Consider the following 17,946-nt stretch of genomic DNA (forward strand, 5'->3'; position numbering starts at 1 on the left):
CGCGACTGAGCCCTCAGCCGATGAGCCCTCAGGGGCAGAGCACCGCGGGCACGGCTTCGCGGAGGTGCGCGAGGCTCGCGGCGGCGGCGTCCATGGCCCGCCCGACCGGCCCGGTGAGCACGCCGTCCCGCTTCACCACCACGCCGTCGCAGACGACCGTACGGACCAGCCCGGGGTGGCCGGCGAGGACGACGGCGGCGCGCGGGTCGAGCATCGGGGCCATGGCGGGGGTGCCGGCCTCGACCACGATCAGGTCGGCGCGCTTGCCGGGCGTGAGGCTGCCGGTGACGGCGGACAGCCCGGCCACCGCGGCGCCGTCGGCGGTGACCATCCGCAGCAGGTCGGCGGCGGTCAGCGGCGCCGGGTCCCGCGTGAACCTGTGGTGCGCGAGGGCCGCGCGCATCTGCGTGAACATGTCTCCCGACGTGGCGACCTCGGTGTCGGTGCTGAGGCCGGTGACGAGGCCCGCGCGCAGGAGACGGCCGGTCGCGGGCGTGCCGAGCCCGGGCATGGTCATCTCGATGAACGGTGAGACGCTCGCGGTCGCGCCCGCGCCCGCGGCGGCCTTCAGCGCGTCGTCGCCGGTCGCGCTCGCGTGCACCAGCGTGATCGTCTCGTCGAGCAGGCCCTCGGCGTGCAGCCACTCGACGCTGTCCGCCTTGTCAGCGGAGCCGACGTGCATGGTGGCCCGCAGGCCGAGGTCCCGCGCGAGCAGCAGGTCGCGCCGGCCGACGGGGCCGACATCTCCGGGCCGCGCGCCGCCAGGGCCATCGTCACGCGGGCGGTGTCGTCGCGGAGCACGTCCCTGACCCGGCGGACGTCCGCGGGAAGTTCCGCGTCGCTGTGGTCGCCCACCCAGGCGAGCGGGTCGATCTGCGGCCAGCCGTAGGCGAAGACGCCGCGAATGCCGCTGTCGCGCAGCGCGGCCACGGCGGCGTCGCTGTGCTCGGGGGTGTTCTGGATGTGGGACCAGTCGACGAGCGTGGTGATCCCGGCCTCAAGCGCGCCGAGCGCGCCGAGCAGGGTGCCCGCGTAGACGTCCTCGGGCCGGAAGTTCGGCCCGAGCTGGAGGAACGCGGCCCCGAGGTAGTCCATCAGGCTCCAGTCCAGCCCGATGTGGCGCAGCGCGGACTGCCAGGTGTGGCGGTGGGTGTCGACCAGGCCCGGCATGACCACGCAGCCGGAGGCGTCGATGACGTCCGCGTCCGGGGACGCTCCGGCGGCGAGGCCGACCGAGACGATCACGCCGTCGCGGACGACGACGTCGGCGGGGCCGTCCGGCACCGCCGGGTCCATGCCGATCACGTGACCGCCGGTGACGATCAGGTCGTTGCTGAGAGGCATCCTTCGCTCCTTCGTCGTTCGAGGTGATGCCTCTTTGTGCCATCGCACGCTTGTGGCCGGCTCCACGCGGCGCGCGCCGCCGCGTCAAGCCGGCCACAAGTCCGTACGGAGCCCGATCAGGCGGCGGGCGCCGTCGTCTCCAGTTCGTGGACGCGCGGGTCGCCCTGGTCGGCGAAGTAGTCCTCCGGCCGGGTGCCGTCCGGGCCGTCGGAGCTCCTGAACGCGCGGGCCACGAAGGTCCCGAGCACGGCGACGACGAGGTTCACGATCAGCGCGAGGAACCCGGCGTACACCGTGATCTTGGTGTCGAACCCGAGCTGCGCCAGCGGGAAGGCCGAGCCGCCGAAGTGGGCGTGGTCGGTGGCCGGGTTGGAGATGTTGTACAGCAGCAGCATCCCGGCCGCCATGCCGGCGGCCCAGCCGGCGATCAGGCCGCCCCGGTGGAACCACCGGGTGTAGAGCCCGAGGCCCACCGACGGGAGCGTCTGCAGGATGATCACGCCGCCGATGAGCTGAAGGTCGATCGAGAACTGCGGGTCGATGAGCAGGATGCACAGCACCGCGCCCACCTTCACGACCAGCGACGCGACCTTGCTGACCGTGGCCTCCTGCGCGGCGGTCGCGTTCCGGTTCACGTACTCCTTGTAGATGTTGCGGGAGAAGAGGTTGGCCGCGGCGATCGACATGATGGCGGCGGGCACGAGCGCGCCGATGCCGACGGCCGCGAACGCGACCCCGGCGAACCAGTCGGGGAACATCGCGTCGAACAGCCGGGGCACGATCGTGTTGTTGTCCTTGCCGATGGGCGTGATCCCGGCCGCGATCGCCATGTAGCCGAGCAGCGCGATCAGGCCGAGCAGCAGGCTGTAGGCGGGCAGGGCCGACATGTTCCGCTTGATGACGTTCCGGTTCCGCGAGGCGAGGATGCCGGTGACGCTGTGCGGATACAGGAACAGCGCGAGCGCCGAGCCCAGCGCGAGCGTGACGTACTGGAGCTGGTTGTTCGCGTTGAGCGTGATGCCGCCGCTGCCCGCGGCGTCGAACTTGGCCTTCGCGGCGTCGAAGACCGAGCCCATGCCGCCCAGCTTCGCCGGGATGTAGATGATCGCGACCAGGATCACGAGGTAGATCAGCGAGTCCTTGACGAACGCGATCAGCGCGGGGGCGCGCAGCCCGGACTGGTAGGTGTACGCCGCGAGGATCGCGAACGCGACGATCAACGGCAGGTCGCCCGTCAGGCCCATCGTCTTCAGCACCGCCTCGATGCCGATGAGCTGCAGCGCGATGTACGGCATGGTCGCGACGATGCCGGTGATCGCCACGAGCAGCGCCAGCGTGGGCGAGCCGAAGCGCACGCGGACGAAGTCGGCCGGCGTGACGAGATTGTGCACGTGCGAGACCGACCACAGCCGGACCAGCACGAGCATCACCATCGGGTAGACGACCACCGTGTACGGCACGGCGTAGAAGCCCATGGCGCCCGCGCCGAAGATCAGGGCGGGCACGGCCACGAACGTGTACGCCGTGTAGAGGTCGCCGCCGATCAGGAACCAGGTGATCCAGCTTCCGAAGCTGCGCCCGCCGAGGCCCCATTCGTTCAGGCTGGCGAGGTCGTTCGGGCGGCGCCAGCGGGCGGCCAGGAAACCCATGCCGCTGACGACCAGGAAGAGGATCGTGAAGATGACGATCTCGGTGGTCTTCACCGGTTCCTCCTCGTCGCGCGGTAGACGAGGGTGGTCGTGGTGACGCCGAGGACGATGAAGGCGAGCTGCAGCCAGTAGAACAGCGGCACGCCGAACAGCCGGGGTTCCACCGCGTTGAACAGGGGCGGGACGAGCGGGATCACGACCGGCAGGAGGAGCAGCCAGTTGAGCGGACTGTAGTCCGGGCTCCGGCGGCGGTCGTCGCGGGGGGTCGTCAACACGTTCTCCAATCGGACACGGACCAGGCGTGCCCGGCAGCCCCGCGTGACTGAACGTCACGCGGACCAGCGGGACCGTTACTCGGCCGCAGCGTAGAAGACGCCCAGGTGACAGACGGCTCACCGATCGCCGAACGGTCGTGTTGACGCGCCCAGCGACGACCCGCGACCGCACAAATGACTACGTGTCTGACAATCCGATACCTGACGCAGTCTGACAGGAACGGAGGGTAGCGTCACGCCGGAAGGAGGTGACGCGATGCGTTATGTGGCGCTGCTGCGCGGCATCAACGTCAACCCCGCCAGCGCGGTGGCGATGGCCGATCTGAAGGCACTGTTGGAACGGCTCGGCTACGGGAACGTACGCACCCACCTGCGTAGCGGGAACGCCCTGTTCACGGCCGACGGGGACGCCGAGTCCATCGCCGCCGCGATCGAGCGCGGGGTGGAGGAGGAGCTCGGCGTGCCGGCCGCGGTGATCGTCCGTACGGCCGGGCAGCTTCGCGAAGTGGTGGAGCGCAACCCCCTGGAGGTCCGGGACCCGGCCCGGTTCGCCGTGGTCTTCCTGGCCAGGCCGCCGGACCGCGAGGAACTGGAGAGTATCGACCGTGCGGCGTACGCCCCGGAGGAGATGCGGGTGGGCGAGCGGGAGCTCTACGTCTACTTCCCCGACGGGCTGCGACGGCCCAGGCTGCCGTCTCTCCTGGAGAAGCGCTCGGCCGGTCCGGCGACCATGCGCAACTGGAACACGGTCACCCGCCTGCTCTCGCTCGCCGAGGAGGATCTCTAGGGTCGCCCTCTGGCCGGGGACAGCGGGCCCGGCCGCGGGCGACCCTCTCAGTCGACGCGCCCGGCGACCGTGGCAGGCATGCTTCGTTCGTCTTGGGGACAGGGCCGCCACCTGCAACTCCAACTAATCCGCTCGGCCGGTTGCTCCTGCGAAGGAGAGCTGAGAAAATTCATACAGGTGTTCGAGTCTAGTAGGGGGCGGGGATGGATCTGTTCGATCCGGATCGTGATCGCCCTCGTCCTTCGAACGGACCCGATGACGGCTGGTGGGATCGGCTGATCGCTGATTCTCCTTTGTGGTCGACGGACGGTTCACTCGCCCATGACGAGTGCGGACCCGCCACCGACGCCCCGGCACCCGACGGTCCTGCAGACGATGGCCCGGCAAGCGATGGCCCGGCCACCGGCGGCGCTGCCGGCAGCCCGGAGAACCCCGGAGCCGGTCCTGCCGGTGCAGACGCCGAGGCCGAGGCCGGTGGGGGTGATCGGCGGGTTCGGTCGTCGTGGGTACTGGTGGGGTCGTTGCGGGAGTCGGCGCAGGCGCTGGCGTTGGCTCCGGTCCCGGAGGCGGTGGAGATCTGTCTGGCCGAGGCTGAGGATTTGTTGTTCGTGCGGGATCGGATCACGTGTGCGCTGGCCGACCGCGTCGGGCGGGTGCATCGCGCGGGTCAGGCCAGACAGCATGGGCACGCCTCCACCCGCAGCTGGTTGCGCACCGCCGGAGGGATGACCGTCGGGGGTGCGGGCCGCCTGCTCACCCTGGCGACCGAACTGGCACGGCTGCCCACCGTGCGGGAGAAGTTCGCCACCGGACAGCTGGCGGCGGGGGTGGTGGAGGCGATCTGCGCCGCCGTTGCCGGGCTGACCGACGAACAGGCACGGCTGGCCGAGCCGATCCTGGTGGAGCTGGCCGGGCGGGCGGGCGCGACGGAGGTGGCCAAGGCGGGGCGGTATCTGCGGGCGGTGCTGGACCCCGACGGCGAAGATCGCGACGAGCGGGCCGATTACGGGCGGCGGTCGTTGCGGGTGCGCCCGGGCAAGGGCGGCGGCCTGGAGGGGGAGTTCTATCTCCCGCGTGAGGCGGCGGCCCGGTTGCGGGCGCTGCTGGACGCCTACGCCCGGCCACGGGCGCAGGGCGATGACCGGTCACTGGCAGAGCGTCAGGCGGACGCGTTCATCGCCCTGCTGGAACAGCAGATCACCACCGAGCTTCTCGTGCTGGTCAACGCCGAGTCCCTCCCCACCGACCCCGAGCCCACTACCGCCCCTGCAGCCGACCCGGCGGCGGAGACCGCCGAAGGACCCGAGCAGGCAGGGGCCCCTGAAGACGGCCAGGACAGCCACGACAGCGACAGCGGCAGGCAGGACGCCGGGACTGCTGAGGGCGACCGGGACGCCCGGCGGGCCGAAGAGATTGACGACACCGACGGCACCGACGATGCCGACACCACAGGTGCCAGCACGGTCGGCGGCGCGGGTCGCACTGCGACTGGCGGCGCGGCCGGCCTCCGCGACGGGGAGTCCGGCGCTGACGTGACCGGCCGCGCGCAGGCGAGAACCGGGCAGCAAAGCGAGTCGCGGCAGGAACCACAGCAGAGCGACCAGGAGCACAGCGACCAGGCGCACCGTAAGCCAGAGCACGACTCGCCGCGCTCGCCGCAGCCGGGTGGGCCGCACCAGGAGGAACCGCAGGAGGGCGCGGGTCGTAGTCGGGAGGGGGGATCGCGGGAGTCGCGTTGGGGTGAGTGGCGCTCGCCCGATCCTCCGGAAGATACCTATGCCCACCACACCCACGCCGGGCCCCGGCCTGCGAGGGAGGTCCCGCATGCGCACAGCAGCAGTCAGCAGAGCAGCGGTGAGCAGGGCAGCGGTCAGGCACCGCGCGGCGAACAGACACCGGCAGCAGCACCGGGGACCTCACCGGGAGCAGAGCCGCCGCCCGGCGCACCGGGAGCAGAGCCGGGAGCAGCATCGGGGGCGTCATGGGAAGCGCCACCGGGGGCAGGCCTGGGTGCGGGGTTGGGTGTGGGGTTGGGGATGGTGCCGGGGTTGTTGCTGGCCACCGGACAGGTCCTGCCCGTCACCAGCGTGCACCGGCTGGCCCGCACCTCCACCCTCATGCGCATCGTCATGGACGCTGACGGCCAGGTCCTCGACATGGGCCGCAAAGTCCGCCTCGCCACCCCCGCGCAGCGGCGGGCCATCTTCGCCCGCTACGCCACCTGCTGGATCGACGGCTGCCCACTGCCCGCCACCCTGTGCCAGATCGACCACGCCGACAACTGGAGCACCGGCGGCCTCACCGACCTGAAACTCCTCGGCCCCGCCTGCCAGTTCCACAACCGCGACCGCTACCAACACCCCCACCGCTACACCCGGCGCCAGATCGGCAAAGACCGCTGGGCCTTCACCTACCACGGCCGCACCAGACGCACGCAGGTATAGCGGGCGCGAGAGGGACAGCCCACCGAGACGCAAAGACCAGCCGACGTGGGCAGCGCGAGCGCGGGCGGCACGGGCGGTGCGGCGCGGTGGGTATCCGGCGTCAGGAGTAGCCCTCGATGCCGAACCCAGTAGGGTCGGTGTCCTGATGAGCGCCACTCTTGTCGCGAAGGAGCTCGCCGCCGGGCACGGCGATCGCGTCCTGTTCGCGGATCTCGATCTTGTCGTCGCGCCCGGGGACGTCGTGGGGCTGGTTGGGGTGAACGGCGCGGGCAAGTCGACGCTGCTGCGCCTGCTGGCCGGCCTCGACGCCCCCGAACACGGCAGCGTACGGCTCAGCCCGCCCACCGCAAACGTCGGTCACCTGCCGCAGGAGCCTGAACGGCGGCCAGGCGAGACCGTCGCGGCCTTCCTCGCCCGACGCACCGGGGTCGCCGCCGCGCAACGGGCGCTCGACGCGGCCACCGAGGCGCTCGTGGGCGGCGATCCCGGCGACGCGTACGCCGAGGCTCTCGACCGCTGGCTCGCCCTGGGCGGCGCCGACCTGGAGGAGCGGGCCGCGGAGGTGGCCGCGGACCTCGGGCTCACGGTCGGCCTTGAGCAGGAGATGGCGTCCCTGTCCGGCGGTCAGGCGGCCCGGGTGGGGCTCGCCTCGCTGCTGCTCAGCCGTTACGACGTGTTCCTGCTCGACGAGCCCACCAACGACCTGGACCTTGACGGCCTGGACCGGCTCGAACGCTTCGTGACCGGGCTGCGCGCCGGGACCGTGGTCGTCAGTCACGACCGCGAGTTCCTCGCCCGTACGGTGAACAGGGTGGTCGAGCTCGACCTGGTCCAGCAGCAGGTCCGCGCGTACGGCGGCGGCTACGACGCCTACCTGGAGGAGCGCGAGGTCGCCCGCAGGCACGCGCGCGAGCAGTACGAGGAGTACGCCGACACCAGGGCGTCCCTGGAGGCCCGCGCCCGGTCCCAGCGGGCGTGGATGGAGAAGGGCGTCAAGAACGCGCGCCGCAAGGCCCCCGACGGCGACAAGCTCGGACGGAAGTTCCGCACCGAGGCGACGGAGAAGCAGGCGGCCAAGGCGCGGCAGACGGAGAGGATGATCGAGCGGCTGGATGTCGTGGAGGAGCCGCGCAAGGAGTGGGAGCTGCGGATGGAGATCGCCGCCGCGCCCCGCTCCGGGGCCGTGGTGGCGACGCTGCGCGGCGCGCTCGTGCGACGTGGCGCCTTCACGCTCGGGCCCGTCGACCTGCAGATCGACTGGGCGGACCGGGTCGCGATCACCGGCGCGAACGGCTCGGGCAAGAGCACGTTGCTCGGTGTGCTGCTCGGCCGGCTCCCGCTCGACGAGGGGACGGCCACGCTCGGCGCCGGCGTGGTGGTCGGCGAGGTCGACCAGGCCCGCGCACTGTTCGAGGGCGACGAGCCGCTGCTCGACGCGTTCGGCGCGCTCGTCGACCTGCCGCCCGCGGAGGTGCGCACGGTGCTGGCCAAGTTCGGACTGCGCGCCGACCACGTGCTCCGCCCGGCGGCAACGCTGTCGCCGGGTGAGCGGACCAGGGCGGCCCTCGCCCTCCTTCAAGCCCGGGGCGTCAACCTGCTCGTGCTGGACGAGCCCACCAACCACCTCGACCTTCCGGCGATCGAACAGCTGGAGTCGGCGCTCGACTCGTACACGGGGACGCTGCTACTCGTCACGCACGACCGGCGCATGCTGAAGGCCGTCCACACCACGCGCCGCGTCGTCGTCGAGGCCGGCCGGATCGACGAGGCCTGACGGCCCGGGGACGGAGCCGAAGTAGCCGGCCACCACCTGGGTGTGCAGCGGGAAGGCCAGCTCCCGTGGGCCGTCGATCACCAGCCACTCGCTGGTCTCCTCGGTGCGGGCGACCGGCGGGAGCGCGCCGGCGGTCGTACGCGGCCCGAGGCCGAAGATCAGCACGGTGCCGTCCGGCGCGCTGATCACGTCGAACAGCCGCACGGCCGCCGCGTCGACGACGACGCCCGTCTCCTCGCGGAGCTCCCGTGCGGCCGCCTCCTGCCAGGACTCGCCGACGTCGACGAAACCGCCGGGGAGGGCGAGCAGGCCGCGGTGCGGCTCGACGTCCCTGCGGACGACGAGTAGGCCGTCGTCCACGGGTAGCACCATGACCGCGACCGGCAGGGGGTTGAGATAACCGGTGTTCCCGCATTCCTCGCAGGTCCTCGGCCAGGGCAGGCCGGGCGCGTAGGCGGCTCCGCAGAAGGAGCAGTGGGAGTTCTTGATCGCCACGGTCGCGAGGGTAGCGCGCCCGGCCGACATATCAGCCGACATATCAGCCGACATATCAGCGGGGCGCATCAGGGCAGCATGGGGAGGATCACGGCGGAGGGATGCCGGGGGTCGTGCAGGATCTCCTGGTCCGAGGCGACCATGGGAGTGCCGGCGGTCAGCGGCGCGCCGGTGCCCGGATTGCGCGCGATGCGCGGGTACGCGCCGCTCGCCACCTGCACCCGGACACGGTGGCCGCGGCGGAACCGGTGACCTATCGGCCACAGGTCGATCTCCACCCGGCGGACGCCGTCCCTGTCCGCCGGCAGCCGCGGCGTCAGCCTGCGCACGCCCTCGCAGACGTTCATCGACGCGCCGTCGGGGTGCACGTCGCACACTCGTACGACGAAGTCGGTGTGCTGCCTGCCGGTGCGCACGAACAACTCGGCGCTCACCGGGCCGATCATCTCGGTGTCCCGGGTGAGCGGATCCGAGGTGTACACGAGCACGTCGCGGCGGGCCTCCAGCCGCCGGTTGTCCCTCGGCTCGGAGTTGCCGATCAGCACCGGGCCGCCGATCACGGGCGTCGGGTGCGCGGGGTCGTAGCGGTAGTGGTCGGGCTCGCCACCGCCCGGGTTGTCCGGCGACAGGGCGAAGCCCGGCTGCAGGTGCCAGCGCTCGCGCCGCATGCCGGGCGGCGGCCAGTCGGGCTCGTCCCGCCATTCGCCCGCGCCGGTGACGTACAGGCGGACGGGGGAGGGGCGCAGCCCGGAGGGGTCGCCGAGCAGGTGGGCGCGGAACCAGGCCAGGGCGTCGGCGTTGGCGGCCCGCCCGTGGCGGATGTCGGCGTGATACCAGGGCCCGATCGTCAGGTAGGGCCGCCGCCCGGCCGCGCGCAGCGCCGCGTAGTCCTTGAGCTGCCAGGGCAGGAATACGTCGTACCAGCCGCCGGTCATCGTGATCTCGGCGCCGACCTCCCCGACTGACGCGGAGAAGTCTCTCTTGTCCCAGTACGTACAGAGGGGCTGAGCGTGGTGGGCCACCAGTTCCCGGTAGAACGGCAGCGGCCTGCCCGCAGACAGCATGTCGAGTTCGGGCAGCGGATGGCCCGACAGGCCCGACAGCACCGCCCGGCGCGTGCGCCGGGGCGCGGTGAACGGGGCCATCCCGCTCAGCCTGCCCTCCAGCCCCGCCGTGAGCGTCGTCCAGATCAGCGTCGACTCCAGCGCGAACGACCCGCCGACGTACGCCGCGTCCCGGAAGCACGAGGCGGTCACCTGCACGGCCATCGCCCGCAGGTCGGGGGTCCGCGCGGCGATCGCCCACTGGGTGTAGCCCAGGTAGGAGGGCCCGTGCATGGCGAAAACGCCGCCGTACCACGACTGCGCCCGCATCCACTCGACGGTCGCCAGGCCGTCCTCCTGCTCGTGCACCAGGGGATCGAGCCGCCCGCCGGAGCCGAAACCGCCCCGGCAGCTCTGCAGCACGACCTGGAACCCGTGCCGGGCGAAGGACCAGCCGTACATCCAGCCGACCACGCCGGCCCGCCCGTACGGCGTGCGGATGAGGATCGTCGGCGGCCGGTCGGCGCCGACGGGGGTGTAGTGGTCGGCCAGGAGGGTGACGCCGTCCGGCATCGGCACGGGAACGTCGCGGCGCACCCTGACCCGGAGTCCCCGGGAGGCGCTCCGCCGGACCATGACGCGGCGGTGCGGCGGCGGACCGGCCGGCACGCGGACCATGATGCCCCTCCTTCCCCCGGGTGTGTCATGCCCGGCTGAAAGCGGAGTTTCCGACCAGTAGCAGAATATCTATCCGGTTCTCGCGCTTCCAGACGCGTCGCGTTGCATGATCGCGCCTCTCGCGGTTACCCTTACGACGTGCGAACTCCTGCATCCTTCCAGTGGTGGCGCCGCTAGCAGGCGGCGTTTTCGCATTCGCATTGGAGACCGGCCGCCCCGTTGGAGGCGGCCTTCTGTGTGTCCGCCCCGGGGCATACGAAAAGGGCGTGGACAGTGGAGATCAGCGGATATACCACGGCCGGCGGCATCGCGGTCGAGCGCCGGGTGCGCGAGGTGCCCGAGGAGGCGCTGGAAGAGATCGTCACGTCGCTGGGGGAGCGGCGCGGCGGTGCCTTCTCCTCCGGCATGGACTACCCAGGCCGCTACAGCAGATGGGCGTTCGGCTACGTCGATCCCTGCCTGGAGATCGTGGCGCGCGGCCGGCGGATATCCGCCCGGGCGCTCAACGAGCGCGGCGAGGTCGTGCTGCCCGCCGTCGCCTCCTGCCTGCTCGCCGCAGGCAAGCCGGAGGCCGAGCCGACCCCCGGCTACGTCGAGGTGCACGTCGCCGAGTCCGAGGACCTGCTGCCCGAGGAGATGCGCAGCCGCCGTCCCACCGTCTTCACCGCCATCCGCGAGATCATCGCGGCCTTCCGGTCCGACGACCCGCACCTCGGCCTGTACGGCGCCTTCGGCTACGACCTGGCGTTCCAGTTCGAGCCGATCCGCTATCGCCTGACCCGGCCCGGCGACCAGCGCGACCTGGTGCTGCACCTGCCCGACCGGCTCGTCGTGATCGACCGGGTCCGCGAGACCAGCGTGGAGCACTGCTACGACTTCACCGTGGACGGCGTCTCCACCCGTGGCCTGGAGCGCACCGGTGAGGCGATCCCGCTGGTCGCGCCCCGCGAGATCCCGCCGGACCCGGTGCGGGGGACCTACGCCGAGGTCGTCGCCAAGGCCAAGGAGAAGTTCCAGCGCGGCGACCTGTTCGAGGTCGTCCCCGGCCAGATCTTCCACGGCGCCTGCGCCGACCCCTCCGCCTTCTACCGGTCGCTGCGCGTGGAGAACCCCGCGCCGTACGAGTTCCTGCTCAGCCTCGGCGACGGCGAGCACCTGGTCGGCGCCTCGCCCGAGATGTACGTCCGGGTGACCGGCGACCGGGTGGAGACCTGCCCGATCTCCGGCACGATCGCGCGCGGGGCCAACCCCGTCGAGGACGCCGAGGCCATCCGCACGCTGCTGTCCAGCGTGAAGGAGGAGTCGGAGCTGACCATGTGCACGGACGTGGACCGCAACGACAAGTCGCGCATCTGCGTCCCGGGCAGCGTCCGGGTCATCGGCCGCCGACAGATCGAGATGTACTCCCGGCTGATCCACACCGTCGACCACATCGAGGGCCGGCTGCGCCCCGAGTTCGACGCCCTCGACGCGTTCCTCACCCACATGTGGGCCGTCACCGTGACCGGCGCGCCCAAGGCGTGGGCCATGCAGTTCATCGAGGACCACGAGGAGACCACCAGGCGCTGGTACGGCGGCGCGGTCGGCTTCATCGGCTTCGACGGCTCGATGAACACCGGCCTGACCCTGCGCACCGCGCAGATCCGCGACGGGGTCGCCACGGTGCGGGCCGGCGCCACGCTGCTGTACGACTCCGATCCCGAGGCCGAGGAGCGGGAGACCGAGCTCAAGGCCAGCGCGCTCCTCGGAGCGCTCGCGGCGGCCGCCCGGCCCAGGGACGAGGCACGGGCGGAGCCCCGGGCCGACCTGCCGGGCGAGGGCCACCGCGTGTTGCTCGTGGACTACGAGGACTCGTTCGTCAACACGCTCGCCGACTACTTCCGGCAGCAGGGCGCCTCGGTCGTCACGCTGCGGCACGGTTTCCCGCTGGACAAGATCGACGAGATCGCGCCCACGCTCGTCGTGCTGTCGCCGGGCCCCGGCTGGCCGTCCGACTTCGGCTGCTCGGCGCTCGTCGAGGCGTTGTACGCCAGGAGGCTGCCGGTCTTCGGGGTGTGCCTGGGCCTGCAGGCCATGGTCGAGCAGGCGGGTGGCACGCTCGAACTGCTGCCCTACCCGGAGCACGGCAAGCGCGGCCGGGTCCGCCGCGAGGGCGACAGCGCGCTGCTCGACGGGCTGCCAGGCGAGTTCGTCGCGGCCCGCTACCACTCGGTGCACGCGAAGGAGCCGGGGGTCAAGGGCTTCCGGGTCACCGCGTACACGCCGGACGGCGCGGCCATGGCGATCGAGGACGCCGAGAACCTGCGCTTCGGCGTGCAGTTCCACCCCGAGTCGATCCTGACTACGCAGGGCGGCGCCGGAGCGCGGATCATCGCGAACGTCCTGCGGCTTTGCGCGCGCCATGACTGAGTAAAGAGGGCGTCGAGGCAGGCGCCGGCGCGGCGGGGGAGCCGTAGAGTCCACGCCGTGCCGGAGCCGAGACCTGACGAACTGCTGCCCGTGCGCCTGCCCGACGCGGTGCGGGCGGCCCTGCTCGCGCCCATGGTGGACCAGCACTGCCACGGCGTGCGCCGCGACGACACCACCAGGTCGGGATTCGAGCAGCTCATCGGTGCGGGCGGCACCCCGGCGCCGCCGGGGACGACGCACTTCGACACCCCGGCGGGCGCGGCGATCCGCCGCTGGTGCGCGCCGGTCCTCGGCCTGGAGCCGCACGCCTCGGCCACCGTCTACCTGTCGCGCCGCGCCGAGTTCGGCGCGGCCGAGGTCAACCGCCGGTTGCTGCGCGGCGCCGGGGTCTCTGCCTTCCTGGTCGACTCCGGGCTCGACGTCCCCGGCATGCTCTCGCCCGCCGAGATGGGCCGGATCGGCGGGGCCGCCGCGGACGAGATCGTCCGGTTGGAGCAGGTGGAGCAGGACGTCGCGGAGGCCGGGCTGCCCGCCGCCGACTACGCGGGGCTGCTGCGGGACGAGCTCGCGGCGCGCGCGGCCAGGGCCGCCGCGCTCAAGTCGGTCGCGGCGCACCGGTGCGGCCTCGGCTTCGACCCCTCCAGGCCGTCGCGCGGCAGCGTGATCGCGGCGGCCGGCCGCAGGCTCGCCGACCCCAAGGCCCGTCTGGACGACCCCGTCCTCGTACGGCACCTGCTGTGGGCGGCGGTCGACGTCGCCAGGGAGCGGAGCCTGCCGCTGCAGTTCCACTGCGGTCTGTCCGGCCGGGGACTGTCGGGCCTCGGTCCCGGCGACGCGGGGAACGCCGGTCATCCGGCCGATCCCACGCTGCTGACGGGGTTCGTGCGCGCGCTCGCCCCGCTGGGGGTGCCGGTCGTCCTGCTGCACTGCTACCCCTACCACCGGCAGGCGGCGTACCTGGCGGGCGTCTTCCCCCACGTGTACGTCGACGCGGGGCCCGCCGTCGCGCACACCGCCACGGGCTCCGCGCAGGTCCTGCGTGAGCTGCTCGAACTCGTCCCGTTCCACAAGCAGATGTACGGCTCCGGGGGTCACGGAGCCGCCGAGCTGTGTTTCCTGGCCGCGCTCTGCCACCGCAGGGGCATGGCGCGTGTGCTCGCCGACCGGATCGCCGAGGGGGAGTGGAGCCCATCCGACGCGGCCAGGATCGCCCACATGATCGGCGCGGGGAACGCCCGCCGCGTCTACCGCCTCTGAGAGCCGCGATCGGTCGAGGTCAAACATCCTCCTTAATGAGGAGGAACCAGCGCATGTGGTGCGAAATAATTTCGCCACGATGGCTGCTATAGAGATCAAAAACTTGATTAAGTCCTTCGGGCCGGTGAAGGCCGTGGACGGCGTCTCGTTCAGCGTGGAGGCCGGATCCGTCACCGGATATCTCGGCCCCAACGGCGCGGGCAAGACGACCACGCTCCGCTGCCTGCTCGGCCTGGTCACTCCCGACTCTGGTGAGGCGCTGGTCAACGGCGAGCGCTATGTCACGCTGCCCCGTCCGGTGACCGAGGTCGGCGCCGTGCTCGAGGCCACGAGCTTCCACCCCGGCCGGACCGCCCGCAACCACCTGCGCATCCTGTGTACGGCGGCCGGGCTGCCCGACGCCCGCGCCGACGAGGCGCTGGAGCAGGTCGGCCTCGGGGACGCCGCGGGCAAGCGCGTGCTCGGCTTCTCGCTGGGCATGCGGCAGCGGCTCGCGCTGGCCTCGGCCCTGCTCGGTCGGCCCCGCGTCTACATCCTGGACGAGCCCGCCAACGGCCTCGACCCGGCGGGAATCGAGTGGCTGCGCGGGTTCCTGCGCCACCTCGCCCATGACGAGGGGGCCGCGGTGCTCGTCTCCAGCCACGTGCTGTCGGAGGTCGAGCAGACCGTGGACAACGTGGTGATCATCGCCAAGGGCCGCCTGGTCCGGCAGGGGAGCCTCGCCGAGCTCACCGGCGGCGGCACCGGGTCCGTCCGGGTGCGCTCCGCGCAGGCCGCCGACCTCGCCCCCGCGCTGGAGGCGGCGGGCGGGACGGTCGAACGCGCGGACGACGGCCTGCTGCGGGTGCGCGGGCTGGACGCGGAGGCCATCGGCCAGGTCGCCCTGGACCGGCGGATCGTGCTCACCGAGGTGACGCAGGAGCGGTCCGACCTGCAGAAGGTCTTCCTCGAGCTCACGGAGGGACGATGAGTCTCCTTGCCGGCCTGGTCAAGGCCGAGCTGCGCAAGCTGTTCACCACCCGGCTGTGGTGGGTCATGCTGGTCGTCGCGTTGCTGTTCGTCGGGGTGGGGCTGGGCGTCCTCATCGCGTTCGCCGGGGTGGACCAGAACGGCGCCGCGGTGCCCGGGCTGGACACCGCGCAGTGGACGGAGCTCGCCTGGGCGAGCGGATCCAGCGCCGGGATCTTCGTGATGATCCTCGGTGTCGTCCTGATGACGTCCGAGTTCCGCTACCAGACGATCACCGGGACCTTCCTCGTCACCCCCAGGCGGGGTCTGGTGATCATCGCCAAGCTGGTGGCCGGGCTGATCGTGGGGGCGCTGTTCGCCCTGGCCGTGCTGGTCCTCCAGGCGGTCACGGTGATCCCGGCCGTGATGCTCGGCGGGGGAGAGTTCTCGCTGTCGGGCGCGCGGGTCCCGCAGATCAGCATCGGCATCCTCGCGACCCTGGCGTTGTACGCGCTGTTCGGCATCGGCCTGGGAGCGCTCGTGCGCAACCAGGTCGCGGGCGTCGTGGCGGCCATCGCCTGGACGTACGTGATCGAGAGCATCTTCACGGCGATCCCGGCGCTGCACGTGGTGGGCAAGTGGCTGCCGGGCGGCGCCGCCCAGGCGTTGATGAGCATCGACGTGAACACCGGCCTCGGCCAGCCGGAATGGCTGCCCGCCTGGGCAGGCGCCCTCGTCCTGGTCGCCTGGGGTCTGCTGTTCGCCGGGGTGGCCACCGCCACCACGGTCCGGCGCGACATCACCTGACCGGTCCCCGGGCGGGGGCCGGGTCGCGATCGTGGGCCCGAGCTGGTTTGCTTGGACGGTCATCCATCGGCACCACTTCACGGGGATTGTGCATGCGCAGCGTCGAGCCCGAGGTCTTCCTCGTCGCCAAACCGTCCATCGACTACGACGAGCTGGCCCGCTACCTCCACGAGATCGGCGGGGAGAGCTGGCTGGAGCGGCTGGAGCGCGGCGAGTTCGACGCCCAGAACCTCGCCGAGTTCGCCGGGCGGCTGTGCTACCGGTCGTTCGAGCCGGGGCTGAACCCGAATGTCACGAGGGTGCGCACCGACCAGGAGGCGTATCTGCGCAACATCCTGGCCAGCGCGCACGGCAGTGTGCTGGAGCACCTCAGCTTCAGCTTCGTGCTGCACAACGTCTCGCGGGTGCTCACCCACGAGCTCGTACGGCACCGGCCCGGGGTGGCGATCTCGCAGGAGTCGCTGCGCTTCGTCCGGCTGAGCGACCTCCCGTTCTGGTTCCCCGAGTGGGCGCGCGAGGACGCCGAGCTGATGAAGCGGGCGGCCGAGATGCTCGACCGGATGGAGGAGTTCCAGAACTGGATGGCGGTCCACTTCGGGCTGGACGAGGACGGCGTGCCGTTCGCGGAGAAGAAGCACCGCACCTCGTTCATGCGTCGCTTCGCGCCCGAGGGCGTCGCGACGGGCCTGGTCTGGACGGCCAACGTGCGCACCCTGCGGCACACGATCGAGGCCCGTACGGCGGCCGGAGCCGAGGAGGAGATCCGCCTCGTCTTCCACCGCATCGGGGAGGTCATGCGGGAGGAGGCCCCGGCGCTGTTCGGCGACTACGTGGTCGAGGACGGCGCCTGGGTCCCCGGCTGGCGCAAGGTCTGAGCCGGTCAGCTCAGGTCAGACGACGGCGGCCCGCACGCACAGCACGTCGGGCAGGTGGCGGGCGATCAGCGACCAGGTCTCGCCCGCGTCCGCCGAGCCGTACACCTCGCCGTCCCGGGTGCCGAAGAACACACCGGCGGGCCCGGCGCACATCGCGTCCCTGAGCACCGAGGCGTGCACCGGGCCCTCGGGCAGCCCGGCGGACAGGCCCCGCCAGGTGGTCCCGGCGTCGTCGCTGCGGAACACCCGGCACCGGTGGCCGAGCGGCGTCCGGTCGACGTCCCCGTGCAGCGGGAAGACGTACAGCCTGTCGGGGTCGTCCTGGTCGACGGCGATCGGGAACCCGAAGTCGGAGGGCAGGCCCGACCCGATCTCCGTCCAGGAGTCGCCGAAGTCGTCCGACCGGTAGACCCCGAAGTGGTGCTGCAGGTAGAGCCGCTCCGGCGTCGCGGGATGCTGCGCCACCTTGTGCACGCACTGCCCGTACTCCGGATACTGCGCGCCCTCGGGGAGGAAGGGGGCGCGGATGTTCTTGTTGGACGGCCGCCAGGTGGCCCCCGCGTCGTCGCTGCGGAAGAACCCGACGGCGGAGGCGGCGATCCCGATGCGCTCGGGGTCGTGGGGGTGGGGGACCACCGTGTGGAGGCACAGGCCGCCCCCGCCCGGCTGCCAGCGTGGCCGGGTCGGGTGGTCCCACAGGCCGTCGACCATGGTGTAGGTGGCCCCGCGGTCCTCCGACCTGAACAGCGCGGCGGGCTCGGCGCCCGCCCAGACCACGTCCGGTTCGGCCGGTGACGGCTGGAGCTGCCACACCCGGGCCAGCGCGGCCCCCGTGCGCTCGGGGAAGGCGACCGGCGGGGTCTGCGCCTCCTGCCACGTCTCGCCGAGGTCGTCGGACCACATCACCGACGGGCCGAAGTGGCCGTACTCGATCCCGGCGAGCAGCCGGGGCGTGCTCGCGCGGGTGTCGATCGCGACCGAGTGGATCCCGATGGTGGAGAACCGCACGGGCTCGACCTCGAACGTCCCGCCTCCGGAGGAGCGCGCGAGGAACAGTCCCTTGCGGGTGCCGATGGCGAGTAGTGCGGTCATTGGTCCCCCATGTCGCGATTTCGAGCGTATTTTCGATTCGATCCTGCCAGAAAGCCCTCCCGTCCGCCC

Annotated in this window: 15 protein-coding genes; 8 read left to right on the forward strand and 7 right to left on the reverse strand. The window is 72.0% G+C overall.

Features of this window, described 5'->3' with window-relative positions; all coding sequences use genetic code 11:
- Positions 1–28: 28 nt before the first annotated feature.
- From HHX31_RS35405 to HHX31_RS29725, 4 genes are all read right to left on the reverse strand, one after another.
- Entirely contained in the window at positions 29–682 is a 654-nt protein-coding gene (locus tag HHX31_RS35405) for an amidohydrolase family protein (RefSeq protein ID WP_169952384.1), read from the reverse strand.
- On the reverse strand, positions 568–1,344 hold the full coding sequence (locus HHX31_RS35410; RefSeq protein WP_169952386.1) for an amidohydrolase family protein: 777 nt from the start codon (positions 1,342–1,344) through the stop codon (positions 568–570). The genes HHX31_RS35405 and HHX31_RS35410 overlap by 115 nt, the downstream gene beginning before the upstream one ends.
- Positions 1,345–1,460: 116 nt before the next feature.
- Entirely contained in the window at positions 1,461–3,047 is a 1,587-nt protein-coding gene (gene mctP / locus HHX31_RS29720; RefSeq protein ID WP_311932308.1) for a monocarboxylate uptake permease MctP, read from the reverse strand.
- Entirely contained in the window at positions 3,044–3,265 is a 222-nt protein-coding gene (locus HHX31_RS29725) for a DUF3311 domain-containing protein (RefSeq protein WP_211590511.1), read from the reverse strand. The genes mctP and HHX31_RS29725 overlap by 4 nt, the downstream gene beginning before the upstream one ends.
- A gap of 259 nt (positions 3,266–3,524) precedes the next feature.
- Between HHX31_RS29725 and HHX31_RS29730 the strand changes: the two genes are divergently transcribed.
- The 3 genes from HHX31_RS29730 to HHX31_RS29740 all read left to right on the forward strand — a co-directional run bounded on the left by HHX31_RS29730 (position 3,525) and on the right by HHX31_RS29740 (position 8,273).
- On the forward strand, positions 3,525–4,055 hold the full coding sequence (locus HHX31_RS29730) for a DUF1697 domain-containing protein (protein ID WP_169952389.1): 531 nt from the start codon (positions 3,525–3,527) through the stop codon (positions 4,053–4,055).
- 203 nt (positions 4,056–4,258) lie between these two features.
- Positions 4,259–6,499 carry an HNH endonuclease signature motif containing protein gene (locus tag HHX31_RS29735; RefSeq protein ID WP_249346988.1) on the forward strand — a complete coding sequence of 747 codons (2,241 nt, stop codon included), beginning with the start codon at positions 4,259–4,261 and terminating at the stop codon, positions 6,497–6,499.
- Positions 6,500–6,644: 145 nt separating this feature from the next.
- Positions 6,645–8,273: an ABC-F family ATP-binding cassette domain-containing protein gene (locus HHX31_RS29740; RefSeq protein WP_169952393.1), complete on the forward strand. Its 1,629-nt coding sequence runs from the start codon at positions 6,645–6,647 to the stop codon at positions 8,271–8,273.
- Here the strand turns inward: HHX31_RS29740 and HHX31_RS35415 are convergent.
- Positions 8,184–8,768, reverse strand: a complete 585-nt coding sequence (locus tag HHX31_RS35415; RefSeq protein WP_311932309.1) for an NUDIX domain-containing protein — start codon at positions 8,766–8,768, stop codon at positions 8,184–8,186. The two genes, HHX31_RS29740 and HHX31_RS35415, sit on opposite strands and share 90 nt — an antisense overlap.
- A 68-nt stretch (positions 8,769–8,836) precedes the next feature.
- Positions 8,837–10,489 carry a CocE/NonD family hydrolase gene (locus HHX31_RS29750; protein WP_249346992.1) on the reverse strand — a complete coding sequence of 551 codons (1,653 nt, stop codon included), beginning with the start codon at positions 10,487–10,489 and terminating at the stop codon, positions 8,837–8,839.
- Between the two features lie 273 nt (positions 10,490–10,762).
- Between HHX31_RS29750 and HHX31_RS29755 the strand changes: the two genes are divergently transcribed.
- From HHX31_RS29755 to thyX, 5 genes are all read left to right on the forward strand, one after another.
- Positions 10,763–12,898 carry an anthranilate synthase component I gene (locus HHX31_RS29755; protein WP_169952396.1) on the forward strand — a complete coding sequence of 712 codons (2,136 nt, stop codon included), beginning with the start codon at positions 10,763–10,765 and terminating at the stop codon, positions 12,896–12,898.
- A gap of 57 nt (positions 12,899–12,955) precedes the next feature.
- Positions 12,956–14,155 (forward strand): amidohydrolase family protein, encoded by a 1,200-nt coding sequence (locus HHX31_RS29760; RefSeq protein ID WP_311932312.1) that lies wholly within the window; start codon positions 12,956–12,958, stop codon positions 14,153–14,155.
- A gap of 103 nt (positions 14,156–14,258) precedes the next feature.
- Positions 14,259–15,125, forward strand: coding sequence for an ABC transporter ATP-binding protein (locus HHX31_RS29765; RefSeq protein WP_249346995.1), 867 nt, complete (start codon positions 14,259–14,261; stop codon positions 15,123–15,125).
- Positions 15,122–15,910, forward strand: coding sequence for an ABC transporter permease (locus tag HHX31_RS29770; RefSeq protein ID WP_169952400.1), 789 nt, complete (start codon positions 15,122–15,124; stop codon positions 15,908–15,910). The genes HHX31_RS29765 and HHX31_RS29770 overlap by 4 nt, the downstream gene beginning before the upstream one ends.
- A gap of 92 nt (positions 15,911–16,002) precedes the next feature.
- On the forward strand, positions 16,003–16,785 hold the full coding sequence (thyX, locus tag HHX31_RS29775) for an FAD-dependent thymidylate synthase (protein WP_169952402.1): 783 nt from the start codon (positions 16,003–16,005) through the stop codon (positions 16,783–16,785).
- Between the two features lie 15 nt (positions 16,786–16,800).
- Here the strand turns inward: thyX and HHX31_RS29780 are convergent, their stop codons facing one another.
- Positions 16,801–17,877: an exo-alpha-sialidase gene (locus HHX31_RS29780; RefSeq protein WP_169952403.1), complete on the reverse strand. Its 1,077-nt coding sequence runs from the start codon at positions 17,875–17,877 to the stop codon at positions 16,801–16,803.
- Positions 17,878–17,946: the final 69 nt, after the last annotated feature.

Origin of the sequence: Microbispora sp. H11081 (genome assembly GCF_012999535.1) — a bacterium.
Classification (GTDB): domain Bacteria; phylum Actinomycetota; class Actinomycetes; order Streptosporangiales; family Streptosporangiaceae; genus Microbispora.

What these genes read in the sequence shown, in the direction of transcription:
- HHX31_RS35405 (WP_169952384.1), bottom strand. Translation starts at nt 682, where the DNA reads ATGCACGTCGGCTCCGCTGACAAGGCGGACAGCGTCGAGTGGCTGCAC.
- HHX31_RS35410 (WP_169952386.1), bottom strand. Translation starts at nt 1,344, where the DNA reads ATGCCTCTCAGCAACGACCTGATCGTCACCGGCGGTCACGTGATCGGC.
- HHX31_RS29730 (WP_169952389.1), top strand. Translation starts at nt 3,525, where the DNA reads ATGCGTTATGTGGCGCTGCTGCGCGGCATCAACGTCAACCCCGCCAGC.
- HHX31_RS29735 (WP_249346988.1), top strand. Translation starts at nt 4,259, where the DNA reads ATGGATCTGTTCGATCCGGATCGTGATCGCCCTCGTCCTTCGAACGGA.
- HHX31_RS29740 (WP_169952393.1), top strand. Translation starts at nt 6,645, where the DNA reads ATGAGCGCCACTCTTGTCGCGAAGGAGCTCGCCGCCGGGCACGGCGAT.
- HHX31_RS29750 (WP_249346992.1), bottom strand. Translation starts at nt 10,489, where the DNA reads ATGGTCCGCGTGCCGGCCGGTCCGCCGCCGCACCGCCGCGTCATGGTC.
- HHX31_RS29770 (WP_169952400.1), top strand. Translation starts at nt 15,122, where the DNA reads ATGAGTCTCCTTGCCGGCCTGGTCAAGGCCGAGCTGCGCAAGCTGTTC.
- thyX (WP_169952402.1), top strand. Translation starts at nt 16,003, where the DNA reads ATGCGCAGCGTCGAGCCCGAGGTCTTCCTCGTCGCCAAACCGTCCATC.
- HHX31_RS29780 (WP_169952403.1), bottom strand. Translation starts at nt 17,877, where the DNA reads ATGACCGCACTACTCGCCATCGGCACCCGCAAGGGACTGTTCCTCGCG.